At 73.0% G+C, this 11,725-nt stretch carries 11 protein-coding genes; 5 read left to right on the forward strand and 6 right to left on the reverse strand.

Features of this window, described 5'->3' with window-relative positions; all coding sequences use genetic code 11:
* Positions 1–68 precede the first annotated feature (68 nt).
* Positions 69–869 carry a ferritin-like fold-containing protein gene (locus AB0G74_RS01510; protein ID WP_361139108.1) on the reverse strand — a complete coding sequence of 267 codons (801 nt, stop codon included), beginning with the start codon at positions 867–869 and terminating at the stop codon, positions 69–71.
* Positions 870–1,521: 652 nt separating this feature from the next.
* Between AB0G74_RS01510 and AB0G74_RS01515 the strand changes: the two genes are divergently transcribed.
* The 3 genes from AB0G74_RS01515 (at position 1,522) to AB0G74_RS01525 (ending at position 5,137) form a co-directional block, all read left to right on the forward strand.
* Positions 1,522–3,846: a DEAD/DEAH box helicase gene (locus tag AB0G74_RS01515; protein ID WP_361139112.1), complete on the forward strand. Its 2,325-nt coding sequence runs from the start codon at positions 1,522–1,524 to the stop codon at positions 3,844–3,846.
* Between the two features lie 91 nt (positions 3,847–3,937).
* On the forward strand, positions 3,938–4,873 hold the full coding sequence (locus tag AB0G74_RS01520; RefSeq protein ID WP_361139114.1) for an alpha/beta hydrolase: 936 nt from the start codon (positions 3,938–3,940) through the stop codon (positions 4,871–4,873).
* A gap of 111 nt (positions 4,874–4,984) precedes the next feature.
* A complete protein-coding gene (locus AB0G74_RS01525) occupies positions 4,985–5,137 on the forward strand; it encodes a hypothetical protein (RefSeq protein ID WP_361139117.1) in 153 nt (50 codons plus the stop codon).
* A gap of 85 nt (positions 5,138–5,222) precedes the next feature.
* On the opposite strand, the gene AB0G74_RS01530 is transcribed toward AB0G74_RS01525, so the two are convergent.
* From AB0G74_RS01530 to AB0G74_RS01545, 4 genes are all read right to left on the reverse strand, one after another.
* Positions 5,223–5,828 (reverse strand): MarC family protein, encoded by a 606-nt coding sequence (locus AB0G74_RS01530; RefSeq protein WP_361139120.1) that lies wholly within the window; start codon positions 5,826–5,828, stop codon positions 5,223–5,225.
* Positions 5,829–6,032: 204 nt separating this feature from the next.
* Positions 6,033–6,908 (reverse strand): PHP domain-containing protein, encoded by an 876-nt coding sequence (locus AB0G74_RS01535; protein ID WP_361139123.1) that lies wholly within the window; start codon positions 6,906–6,908, stop codon positions 6,033–6,035.
* Between the two features lie 164 nt (positions 6,909–7,072).
* The gene (locus AB0G74_RS01540; RefSeq protein ID WP_358825758.1) at positions 7,073–7,711 is read right to left on the reverse strand and encodes a DUF6758 family protein; all 639 of its coding nucleotides are present in this window, start codon (positions 7,709–7,711) and stop codon (positions 7,073–7,075) included.
* A 149-nt stretch (positions 7,712–7,860) separates the two neighbouring features.
* The gene (locus AB0G74_RS01545; RefSeq protein ID WP_361139126.1) at positions 7,861–8,526 is read right to left on the reverse strand and encodes a suppressor of fused domain protein; all 666 of its coding nucleotides are present in this window, start codon (positions 8,524–8,526) and stop codon (positions 7,861–7,863) included.
* A 588-nt stretch (positions 8,527–9,114) separates the two neighbouring features.
* Here AB0G74_RS01545 and AB0G74_RS01550 point away from each other — a divergent pair.
* Positions 9,115–10,248 carry a magnesium and cobalt transport protein CorA gene (locus AB0G74_RS01550; protein ID WP_361139128.1) on the forward strand — a complete coding sequence of 378 codons (1,134 nt, stop codon included), beginning with the start codon at positions 9,115–9,117 and terminating at the stop codon, positions 10,246–10,248.
* A 119-nt stretch (positions 10,249–10,367) separates the two neighbouring features.
* Positions 10,368–10,934 carry a hypothetical protein gene (locus AB0G74_RS01555; protein WP_361139131.1) on the forward strand — a complete coding sequence of 189 codons (567 nt, stop codon included), beginning with the start codon at positions 10,368–10,370 and terminating at the stop codon, positions 10,932–10,934.
* A gap of 26 nt (positions 10,935–10,960) precedes the next feature.
* Here the strand turns inward: AB0G74_RS01555 and AB0G74_RS01560 are convergent, their stop codons facing one another.
* Positions 10,961–11,689 (reverse strand): hypothetical protein, encoded by a 729-nt coding sequence (locus AB0G74_RS01560; RefSeq protein WP_361139495.1) that lies wholly within the window; start codon positions 11,687–11,689, stop codon positions 10,961–10,963.
* Between the last annotated feature and the right edge of the window lie 36 nt (positions 11,690–11,725).

The raw sequence follows: 11,725 nt of genomic DNA on the forward strand, positions 1-11,725 counted from the left end.
GGACGCCCGCGCCCGGCCGAGCAGAGACCGGCCGGGACCCGGAGACCGGCCGGGAGGCGGGAGCGCGATCAGGAGGCCAGGTCGAGCGCCGCCATCCGCTTGGTGTGGGCCTTGGTGATCCGGGAGAACATCTTGCCGACCTCCGCGAGGTCGAAGCCGTCCGCGACCCCGCCGACCAGCATCGTGGAGAGCGCGTCCCGCTCGGCGACCACCCGCTGGGCCTGCGAGAGCGCCTCGCCCATCAGCCGCCGGGCCCAGAGCGCGAGCCGTCCCGCGATCCGCGGATCGGCCTCGATGGCGGCCCGTACCTTCTCGACGGCGAAGTTGCCGTGCCCGGTGTCGTCCAGGACGGCGAGCACCAGGGCCCGGGTGTCGGAGTCGAGATGGACGGCGACCTCCCGGTAGAAGTCACTGGCGATCGAATCGCCGACATACGCCTTGACCAGGCCCTCCAGCCAGTCCGACGGCGCGGTCTGGTGGTGGAAGTCGTCCAGTGCCCTGGCGAAGGGCTCCATGGCGGCGGTGGGGTCCTCGTCGACGGCCGTCAGCCGGTCCCGCAGCCGCTCGAAGTGGTGGAACTCCGCGGACGCCATCTTCGCCAGCTCCGCCTTGTCCCCGAGCGTCGGCGCCAGCTTGGCGTCGTCGGCGAGCCGCTCGAAGGCGGCCAGCTCGCCGTAGGCCAGCGCGCCCAGCAGATCGACGACGGCCGCGCGGTACTGGGGGTCGGCGGAGGCCGTGGCCCAGTCCTGGGCGGCGATCCCGGTGGGCGCCGCGGGCGCGGTGGCGGTTTCCGCGTCGTGCTCCACCTCCGCGGACGTGGCGCGCGGGTCGGGTTCAGGGGCGTGATCAGGCGTCTCCATGAACCGCACAATAGCCCGCCCGACCCCTGTGGCAGGGGTCCGGTGCCCGCCGGGGCCGACCGGTCCGGGACCGGGCCCCGGCCCGGGATCGCGGGCCGTTCCGGCCGCCCGGCGGGGTTCCCGTGACATCCGCCAACACACATGCGCGATTCCGGGGTACAGTGGTATGGCGCCTACTGGAGCGTTGTGTCAGTCGCGTGAACGACTGAATGGCGGTTCGGTGGGCTATCGCAGTGTTTGACTGAGGAATGAAGGTTCCTTTCCCAGACCCTCCGGGCTTTTCCAGGTCCGATGGGGTCCGGTGGCCCTTCGGACCCCATGAGGATGCCCGGTCGGTGGCACGATCGGCTCCGAACCGACCGCCCTCCGCGCGGACCGTACGCCTCTTCGCGTACGACCGCAGACGAGGGGCCCCCTCAGCGGCACGAGCGCTCGAGCGACGGCAGTGGTCCCGCGCCATCGGCCAACCCGCGGCCGGACAGCACCCCGGTGCGACACCCAGGTGCGGTACGACCCCCTTCGCTCGCCTCGCGCCGCGTCTCACAGAAGAGGCAACATCCTGACTACGCAGCAGACGACTTTCCGGGATCTCGGGATCCTGCCGGAAACCGCCGAGGCGCTCGAAGCCGTCGGCATCCTCAATCCTTTCCCCATCCAGGAGATGACGCTCCCGGTGGCCCTCTCGGGCACCGATGTCATCGGCCAGGCCAAGACCGGTACGGGCAAGACCCTCGGTTTCGGCCTGCCGCTGCTGGAGCGGGTCACCGTCCCCGCCGACGTCGAGGCCGGCCGTGCCGCGCCCGAGCAGCTCACCGACGCCCCGCAGGCGCTCGTCGTGGTCCCGACCCGCGAGCTGTGCACGCAGGTCACCAACGACCTGCTGACCGCGGGCAAGGTCCGTAACGTCCGGGTCCTGGCGATCTACGGCGGCCGGGCCTACGAACCCCAGGTCGAGGCGCTCAGGAAGGGCGTCGACGTGATCGTCGGCACCCCCGGGCGCCTGCTCGACCTGGCCGGGCAGAAGAAGCTCGATCTGTCGAAGGTCCGCGCCCTCGTCCTCGACGAGGCCGACGAGATGCTCGACCTGGGCTTCCTCCCCGATGTCGAGAAGATCATCCAGCTGCTGCCGCCCCGTCGGCAGACCATGCTCTTCTCGGCGACGATGCCGGGCGCCGTGATCGGCCTCGCCCGCCGCTACATGTCGCAGCCCACACACATCCGCGCCACCGCGCCGGACGACGAGGGCGCGACCGTCGCCAACATCACCCAGCGCGTCTACCGCGCGCACTCCATGGACAAGCCGGAGATGGTCTCCCGGATCCTCCAGGCCAACGGCCGCGGACTGGCGATGATCTTCTGCCGGACCAAGCGGACCGCCGCCGACATCGCCGACCAGCTGGCCCGGCGCGGCTTCGCCTCCGGCGCGGTCCACGGCGACCTGGGCCAGGGCGCCCGCGAGCAGGCGCTGCGGGCCTTCCGCAACGGCAAGGTGGACGTCCTGGTCTGCACCGACGTCGCCGCGCGCGGTATCGACGTCGAGGGCGTCACCCATGTGATCAACTACCAGTCGCCGGAGGACGAGAAGACCTATCTCCACCGGATCGGCCGGACCGGCCGCGCGGGTGCCTCCGGTACCGCGGTGACCCTGGTGGACTGGGACGACATCCCCCGCTGGCAGCTGATCAACAAGGCGCTGGAGCTGTCCTTCCACGACCCCGTGGAGACCTACTCGACCTCCCCGCACCTCTTCGAGGAGCTGGACATCCCGGCGGGCACCAAGGGCGTACTGCCCCGGGCCGAGCGCACCCGCGCCGGTCTGGCCGCCGAGGAGCTGGAGGACCTGGGCGAGACCGGTGGCCGCGGTCGCCGTCAGCAGCAGCAGTCCGCCGCCCCGGCCGAGCGGCCCGCCCGGACCCGTACGCCGCGCCAGCGCCGCCGTACCCGTGGCGGCTCGGTCGCCGACGGCGCGGTCGTGGCGCCCGAGCGGACCACGGGCCCCGACGCCGGTGCGGCCGAGGAGACCCCGGCGGTACGGACGCCGAGGCGCCGCCGTCGTACCCGCGCGGGTTCGTCCGACCGTCCGGCCGTGGTGAACGCGGCGACGGCGGTGGAGCCCGAGGCCCCGGCCGCCCCCGTGGTGCCGGAGCAGTCCCCGGCGCCCGCCGTCGAGGCGGACGACGCCGCGTCGAAGCCCCGGTGCCGCCGGACGCGTTCGGCGAAGCCGGCGGCGGAGGCCGTCGAGACGGTCACCGTGCCGGAGCCCGCGGCCGAGGTCGTGGCCGCCCCGGTCGAGCCGGTCGAGCCGGTCGTGAAGCCGCGCCGGACCCGGACCCGTAAGGCAGCCGTGGCCGAGCCGGTCGCGGAAGCCCCGGTCGTGGTCGCCGAGCCCGTCGCGGAGCCGGTCGTCGAGCCGGTCGTGGCCGAGAAGCCGAAGCGGACCCGCACGGTCAAGAAGACCACCGCGAGCACCGCGACCGAGACGGCGGCGACCGACGCCGTGACCGCCGAGACGGTCGCGACCAAGCCCGCCCGCAAGCGGACCGTCAAGAAGGCCGTCGCGAGCACCGCCACCGAGGCCGTCGCGGCCGAGGTCGCCGTGGCCGAGCCGGTACGGAAGCGGACGGTCCGGAAGACCACCGCGAGCACCGCCACCGAGACCCCCGAGGTCGCGGAGCCGGTCGCGGTCGAGAAGCCCAAGCGGACCCGCACGGTCAAGAAGACCACCGCGAGCACCGCCACCGAGACGGCGGCGGCGGAAACCGTCGCCACCGAGACGGCCGCGACCAAGCCCGCCCGCAAGCGGACCGTCAAGAAGGCCGTCGCGAGCACCGCCACCGAGTCCGGCGAGGTGGTGGCCGAGGCCGAGAAGCCCAAGCGGACCCGGACCGTCAAGAAGGCGACGGCGGAAGCCGGTGCCGAGACGGCCGAGAAGCCGAAGCGGGCCCCCCGGGCCCGTAAGGCAGCGGTCGCCCAGCCCGAGAGCTGACGGCCACCGTCCAGCCGCACCGCCGACGGCCCGTCCCCACCCGGGGGCGGGCCGTCGGCGTGCCCGCCGCCCACCCCGTACTCTCGGACGCATGAGCCGCCCCCCGACCTTCGAGCCGCCCGGCTGCGCCCGCGCCCGTACCCTGTCCACCGGCCGGGGGGACTTCGCCGTCCTCGACGCCCGGCCCGCCGGATCTCTCGGCGGGGCACGGGGCACGGCCGTCCTGGTACCCGGTTTCACCGGCAGCAAGGAGGACTTCATCGCCCTCCTCCAGCCGCTCGCGGACGCCGGATACCGGGCCGTGGCGATCGACGGACGCGGGCAGTACGAGTCCCCCGGCGGCGACGATCCGGCCGCCTACACCCTGGCCGGACTGGGCCGGGACGTACTGTCCCAGACCGCCGCGATCACCGCGGAGGGCGACGGAGGACCGGTCCATCTGCTGGGCCACTCCCTGGGCGGGCTGATCACCAGGGCGGCGGTACTGGCCGATCCGGCACCGTTTCGCACCCTGACCCTGATGTCGTCGGGACCGGCCCGGCTGGGCCCGTCGGGGCGGGAGCGGCTCCGGCTGCTCGGCGACGCGCTGACGACCATGAGCATGGCCGAGGTGTGGGAGGCGATGCAGGCGCTGGAGCCGCCCGCCGACAGCGAGCCGACGGCCGCCGGGGGCGACTCGTCACAGGAGCGGCTGCGGGAACGCTGGCTGCGGACCGATCCCCGTCAGCTGATCGGCACCGCCCGCGCCCTGGCCACGGAGCCGGACCGGGTCGACGAGCTGGCCGCCGTACAGCCGCTGCCGAAGCACGTACTGAGCGGGGAGCGGGACGAGAGCTGGCCCGTACCGCTGATGGACGAGATGGCGGTCCGGCTGGGGGCGGCGCGCACGATCGTCGCCGGGGCCGAGCACTCCCCCAATACGGACCGTCCGGCGGAGACGGCCGCCGCCCTGATCGCCTTCTGGGACCGGCACGGAATCCGGTCCCGGGCGGCGGACGGCGGCACCCCCGGAGACCGGACTCCTTAGGCTGGGAAAAGTTTTCTTTAGCGTAGGGAATATTTGCACGGTCATCGTCTGTTGATCCCGGGGAGAGACCACACAGTTCTCCAGCAGGAGGATCAGACGAAGGGAGAAGCCTTGCGCTTCGAGATCATGCGCCTGGACGACGTCGACGGCACCGCCGTGGACACCACCGTCGTGGACGCCGCCTCCGTCAACCGGATCGTGCAGCAGGCCGCAGCTACCGGCCAGCGCCTCTACATCCGCCCGGCCGACCCGACCGTCTCATAGCGGCGACGGCCCCTTTCCCGCATCACGGTGCCCCCGCGGATCTCCGCGGGGGCACCGTCGTACCCGCGTACCGCCGGTGGCGGGGTCAGGCGCCCTGGATCACCTGGGTGACCCCGTTGATGATCTGCTGGACGGCGATCGCGGAGAGCATCATGCCCGCGAGCCGGGTCACCAGCACCACTCCGCCGTCCTTGATCAGCCGGATGATGCCGAGCGAGTAGCGCATGGCCAGCCAGAGGACGGCGTGCATGGCCACGATCGCCGACCAGACGGCGATCTGCTGCGAGGCGTCGTCGGCGTTCTGGACCGCGAGGATCACCGAGACGATGGCGCCGGGCCCGGCGAGCAGCGGCATCCCGAGCGGTACGAGGGCGACGTTCACGTCCTTGGTCTGCTTGGGCTCGTCGGTCTTGCCGGTGAGCAGATCGAGCGCGATCAGCAGCAACAGCAGTCCACCCGCGATCATCAGGGCGGGTACGGAGACATGCAGATAGTCCAGGATCTGCTGTCCCACCAGGCCGAAGACCGTGATCACACCGAAGGCGACGGCCACGGCCTGCCAGGCCATCCGGCGCTGCACCTTGGCGGGGCGGCCGGAGGTCAGGGCGAGGAAGATCGGGGTGACCCCGGGGGGATCCATGATCACGAAGAGGGTCAGAAACAGGGAGCCGAAGACGGCGGCGTCGAACACGGTGGTGCCTTGCGGGGAGGAAGCGCGGAAAGGGGGAGTGGGGGTACGGGCGCACGGGGCCGCGGCCGGACGGCCGTCCGGCACCGGTGCGGGGACCGGGGTCGTACCCCGTGGCACGGCCGGGACGCGGTAGGCGGCCCGGCTCGGCGGTACCCGGCCGGACCGGTGGTACGCGTCCGGCGGCGGGGATACGGGTTTACGGCTCTAGACGGGGGTACGTCCCCCGGCGCCCGGCACGGGGAACGCGCCGGTCGCCCGGCGGGTGATCTCGCCGTAGATCTCGGGGTCGGTGGTGAAGTGCCCGAGCGGGATGTCCTTGCGGCTGCCGTGGTAGTCGCTGGAGCCGGTGGTGAGCAGATTCAGCTCGGCGGCGAGGCCCCGCAGCCGGGCGCGGGCGGCCTCGTCGTGGTCGAGGTGGTCGACCTCTATACCGTCGAGTCCGGCGCCGGCGAGGGCCGCGATGGTCTCGTCGGAGATCGTCCGGCCCCGTTTGACGGCCGCCGGGTGGGCCAGCACCGCGACGCCTCCGGCCGCCTTGACCAGGCGTACGGCGGTCGCGGGGTCGAGTTCGTGCTTGTTGATGTGGGCCCGGCCGCCGTCGGCGATCCACTCGGTGGTGAAGGCGTCGGAGACGGTCGCCACGATCCCGTGCTCGACCATGGCGGCGGCGATGTGCGGGCGGCCGACGGAGCCGTCACCGGCGATCCGGGCGACCTGTTCCCAGGTGACCGGGCTGCCCAGCTCCTGGAGCCGGGCGATGATCGCCTGGGCGCGCGGCACCCGGTCGTCGCGGAGCAGCTCCCGCTCACGGAGCAGTTCGGGCTCGGCCGGGTCGAAGAGGTAGGCCAGCAGATGGACCCCGATACCGTCGACGGCGCAGGAGATCTCGGCGCCGGGGACGAGGGTCAGGGGCCGTTCGAGGTCCGCGAGCGCGGCGATCGCGGCGGCGTGGCCGCGGGTGGTGTCGTGGTCGGTGAGCGCGACCACGTCGAGCCCAGCGGCGACCGCGTTGCGGACCAGTTCGGCGGGGGTGTCCGTACCGTCCGACGCCGTGGAGTGGGTGTGCAGGTCGATACGCACGCGGGACTCCGGGGGTCGGGAGGACAGGGCGCCTCAGTCTATCGGGGTTCCGGCCCCGTCCGACGCGTCGTCGGTCACACCCGCCCGCCGGGCCACGCCCCTTACCTGCCGCCCCGGCGGACCACCGGACGCGCGGGGCGGGTGGGGCGGGTGCGCGGGACCGACTACGCGAGCAGTCGCGGTGACAGCGCCCCGCAGGGCACCAGTTCGACCTCGGCGCCCGCGTCCCGGAGGTCGGTGAGGACGAGTTCGTCGTACATCAGCAGCCCCGAGCGGCCGGGCCAGACGATGGCCCAGAGCCAGAGCCCGCGGGCCTCCCCGGCGAAGACGGCCCGGTCGTCGGGGGCGGCGAGGACGTGCCAGAGCGGAGTGGGGCGGCCGGCCGCCAGTATCTTCGCCTGCGGCGCGTGGTCGGTACGGATGTGCGGGCCGGGGTCGGGGCCGTCGATCCCGGCGTACCGCGCGCCCAGTCCGACCCCCAATTCCTCGGCGATCAGCAGCAGTTCGCCTATCCCGCCGAGCGGTCCGGGGCCCGTGCAGGCGACGGCGGTGGCCCGGCCGCCGCTGCGGTCGTCACCCGCGTACGCGACCCCGGTGAAGAGCCAGCCGACGGGGAGCGGCCAGGGCATCCACACCGGTACCCGGGCGCGGTGCACCGCGACGCCGAGGGCTTCGACACTGGGCGGGATCACCGGCTGCAGCGGGTGCACGGCGCCGTGCACATCGCACTGCCAGACGTCGGCGAAGAGACCGGGCGCCCTGACCCGGCCACCGCACTTCGGGCAACTGGGTTCGCCCCTCATAGGGCTCAACGGTCCTACCCGGCCGTCGCCGCGTCAAGGACGATCACTCTTTCCGGCGTGTGCGCTTGCGGACGGTGGTACGGGGGTGTAGCCGGGGTGGTACGGGTGTACGACCCCGGGCACGGCCGCGCCGCACGCCCCGGCGGGCGTCAGTCCAGCGCCACCGACGACCGCAGCGGATCACGCAGGTCGGTGCCCCGGGCCAGCCAGCGTTCCTGGAGCGCGGCGGCGCCGTGGACCCGCTTCCAGGCGGCCTCGTTGGGGGTCATCGGCAGCAGCGGGAGGAAGCGGACGGGGTCCAGCGGCTCGTCCAGTTCGAGGTCGGCCACCAGACCACCGGGCTCGCCGACCAGGACGGAGGGGAAGGGGGCGCCGGGCCACAGGGGCTCGCCGAGGCCGAGGGACGCGCCCGGGGCCACCACGACCCCCTCGACCTGCGGGGAGGCGGCGAGTACGGCGAGCGGTCTGAGAACCTGGTCCGTCGCGGCGAGTCCGGCCCGGACGGTGAGCAGCAGTTCGGCGCGCGGTCCGCGGAGCGGGTCGGCGAGGGTCGCGGTGGGGTCGGCCATGGGGTGCGCGGACATCCCGAGCGTCGCGTACCGTACGACACCCTCCGCGTCCGGCCCGGGGCCGCTGCCCTGGAAACCGTCGGAACCGCCGGGACCGCTGCCGTCGGGGCCGCCGCCCGCACCCGCCCCGGTGAACCGGAGGACTTCGATCCGGTCCGTGCCCAGGAACGTCACGGAGGCCCTGGCGTCCGGTTCACCGAACGCCAGCAGCAAACGGGCTTCGACCAGAGCGAGAACATCTGCCATGCGGCGAGCATAAAACGCGTACGGAACGGGCAAGGACATGAGTTGACCGTCGGTCGGCTGATAGTGTTGGCGGCTGGTCGGGACTTCGCCCGGCGGTGCCTCTCGCGCGCCGCCCGCGTCCCGCCCGTCACATTCGCCCCCGGCTCCGTCCGGGGGTACGGATCTCCCCTACGGGGGACCGGCCGGAGGAGGTGGGGTCCACGGTGGATCGAAGTCGACCGTGCAGTACCAGCCGCTCTTCCGTACGGCCCCGTCCCGGCGCCACGTTCGCGACCGCGCCCGTCCGGTGATGTCCGTTCCTCTCCGCCCACGCGGCTGAGGAGCCATTCGGCGACCGCCCCGTAACTCGGGTCCTCCGGTCCGCCGACGCACCCGACGGCGGCATCGCACGACGGAAGAGCACCGTTTCCCCCTGGTTTCACCAGCTTTCACCCGCTCGACCCGCTTGTTGCGAAGTCTGTCTGTTGCGAACGCCGTCATCGTGCGCCGGTTCCGCGGTGCCGCCCGCTTTGCGGACGTAAGAGATCACGTCCCCATTCCGGGCTGCGCCTCCCCGCGCTCCGACGGCTTCTCCGATGGGAGTCAGCCATGTCGATGATCCGTGACCTGCGCGCCGCCGTCCGCCCCTCGCGGCGCAGGACCGGTGGCGATGCCTGTGCCGCCCCGTACACCACCGCCGGGTACGACACCGCCCGCGACCCCTCCGCCTCCAGCGCCGTCGTCGACTGCGCCGTCTACCGCGACGGCCGTCGGCTGCCGAGCGACACCTGCCTCACCCCGCGCCAGGCGATGCTGCGGGTCCGCGAGGGCGGCGGTTTCGCCTGGATCGGGCTGCACGAGCCCACCGAGGAGGAGTTCGCCGGGATCGCGGCCGAGTTCGGCCTCCACCCGCTGGCCGTGGAGGACGCCGTCCACGCCCATCAGCGGCCCAAGCTGGAGCGGTACGACGACACCCTCTTCACCGTCTTCAAGACCGTCCACTACCTGGAGGCCACCGAGCCGAACGGGATGGCGGACGTCGAGACCGGTGAGGTGATGTGCTTCACCGGCCGGGACTTCGTGATCACGGTCCGGCACGGCGGCCAGGGCTCGCTGCGGGCCCTGCGGCACGGCCTCCAGAAGGACACCGAACTCCTGGCCAAGGGCCCCTCCGCGGTGCTGCACGCCCTCGCCGACCATGTCGTGGACGGCTATATCGCGGTCGCCGGGGCGATGCAGGACGATATCGACGAGGTCGAGATCGAGGTCTTCTCTGCCCCGTCGAAGGGCAGCCCCAGGGGTACCGACGCGGGCCGGATCTACCAGCTCAAGCGGGAGGTGCTGGAGTTCAAGCGGGCGGTGACGCCGCTGCTGCGGCCGATGCAGCTGCTGAGCGAGCGGCCGATGCGGCTGATCGATCCCGATATCCAGAAGTACTTCCGGGACGTCGCCGACCACCTCGCCCGGGTCCAGGAGGAGGTACTCGGCTTCGACGAGCTGCTGAACTCCATCCTCCAGGCCAATCTCGCCCAGGCGACCGTGGCCCAGAACGAGGACATGCGCAAGATCACCTCCTGGGCGGCGATCATCGCCGTCCCCACGGCGGTCTGCGGGGTCTACGGCATGAACTTCGACTACATGCCCGAGCTGAACTGGAAGTACGGCTATCCGGCGGTACTGACCGGGATCGCGGTCATCTGTTTCACCATTCACCGCACCCTCAAGCGGAACGGCTGGCTCTGACCGGGACCGGCCCGCTCCGGGAAGCCGTCCGGGCCCGGCCGCCGCGGACACCGCGTCCTGGCCGGGGAGCCGACGGTCGCGGGCCGGGCCGGGCCCCGGGCCGCCGGTAGGCTGCGGTCATGACAGACGCGCAGCCCGCCGCGGCCCCCGGCCAGGACGCGACCCTCGCCCGGGACCCGGAGTTCGGCCCGGCCCTGGTCGAGGAGGCCACCAAGAAGTCCGGTCTGATCTGGGTCAGGGGCGGGGCCGACGGAGCGCCCGAGCGGGCCCTGTGGCACATCTGGCACGAGGGCGCGGCCCATGTCGTGGGCGACGGCCCGGCCGAGCAGCCGCTGTCCGGTCTGGTCGCGGGCGGCACCGCCGAGATCACCGTACGCAGCAAGGACAAGGGCGGCCGGCTGGTCTCCTGGCAGGCGTCGGTGACCGAACTGGCACCCCGCTCCGAGGCGTGGGAGTCGGCGGTGGCCGAGCTGAAGTCCAAGCGGCTGAACGCGGCCGACACCGAGGGCCTGCCGGAACAGTGGGCGGCCGGCTGCCGGGTACTGCGGCTGGAGCCGGTCACGATCGCGGCGGAGCTGCCCGACGGCTCCCTCGCCGTACCGCCGCCGCCCAGTCCGGCGACGACCCGCCGCCCGATCCCCCCGGCACTTCCCCGGCTCCTCTTCCGCCGCCGCGCCCGCTCCTGAGCAACAGCCGCCCCGGCGGAACCGGTCTAACGCTCGGATCCGCCGTCCGGCTTCTTCAGATCCCGGCCGTAGTCGACCACCGCCGACTGCCGCGGGGGCGCGAGCGGGAAGTCGACGTCCCACTCCCCCAGCGTCAGCACCCCGGCGCCGCCCGCGCGGGCGAACTGGACCGGATACGGGGCGCCGTCCAGGGATACGTCGAGGACCCCGCCCGCGCCCTCGGCCGCGTCGACCTTGATGGTCCGGACCCCGCCGATCTTGGTCCGGTCGCCCTTGGACAGCTCCCCCCGCATCCCGAGGAAGCCCTCCAGCATCCCGTCCTTGTCGGTGAAGCCGCGGAACTGCTGGTACGCCGGGTCGCCCTTCGGCACCTTGACGTACTTGTCGTCGAGCTTGTCCGCCGCCTCCGCGCCCCACTTCGTCGGCGCGGTGCCCTCCTCGCCCCGGCTGGTCCAGAAGGCCGCCTCGGCCTTGAGATAGAGGTCGTCGCCGATCCGCAGCAGCTCGAACGTCTGGCCGTCGGCGGTCACCGAACCGGAACCGCCGTCCTCCTTGAGCCGCATATTCAGCTTGTACGTGCCGTCCTTGCCGGTCAGCGTGCCGGAGAGGCGGACCGCCTTCGCCGCGTCGGCGGCCGTCCGCGCCCGCTCCTCGATCTCGGTCGCCGTCAGCTTTCCCACCCCGTTGGTGCCCTTGTCGGGGTCCTCCTCGCCGCCGCAGCCCGCGGCCCCGGCCACGAGCCCCGCGCAGAGCATCGCGGCGAGCGCGGCCCGCCGGGTCCGAAGGGTCCG

The organism is Streptomyces sp. NPDC020875 (assembly GCF_040641415.1).
GTDB lineage: Bacteria > Actinomycetota > Actinomycetes > Streptomycetales > Streptomycetaceae > Streptomyces.

Excerpts from the sequence above, each read along its gene's own strand:
- AB0G74_RS01515 (WP_361139112.1), top strand. The coding sequence starts at position 1,522 with ATGACGCTCCCGGTGGCCCTCTCGGGCACCGATGTCATCGGCCAGGCC.
- AB0G74_RS01520 (WP_361139114.1), top strand. The coding sequence starts at position 3,938 with ATGAGCCGCCCCCCGACCTTCGAGCCGCCCGGCTGCGCCCGCGCCCGT.
- AB0G74_RS01540 (WP_358825758.1), bottom strand. The coding sequence starts at position 7,711 with ATGAGGGGCGAACCCAGTTGCCCGAAGTGCGGTGGCCGGGTCAGGGCG.
- AB0G74_RS01545 (WP_361139126.1), bottom strand. The coding sequence starts at position 8,526 with ATGGCAGATGTTCTCGCTCTGGTCGAAGCCCGTTTGCTGCTGGCGTTC.
- AB0G74_RS01550 (WP_361139128.1), top strand. The coding sequence starts at position 9,115 with ATGTCGATGATCCGTGACCTGCGCGCCGCCGTCCGCCCCTCGCGGCGC.
- AB0G74_RS01555 (WP_361139131.1), top strand. The coding sequence starts at position 10,368 with ATGACAGACGCGCAGCCCGCCGCGGCCCCCGGCCAGGACGCGACCCTC.
- AB0G74_RS01560 (WP_361139495.1), bottom strand. The coding sequence starts at position 11,689 with ATGCTCTGCGCGGGGCTCGTGGCCGGGGCCGCGGGCTGCGGCGGCGAG.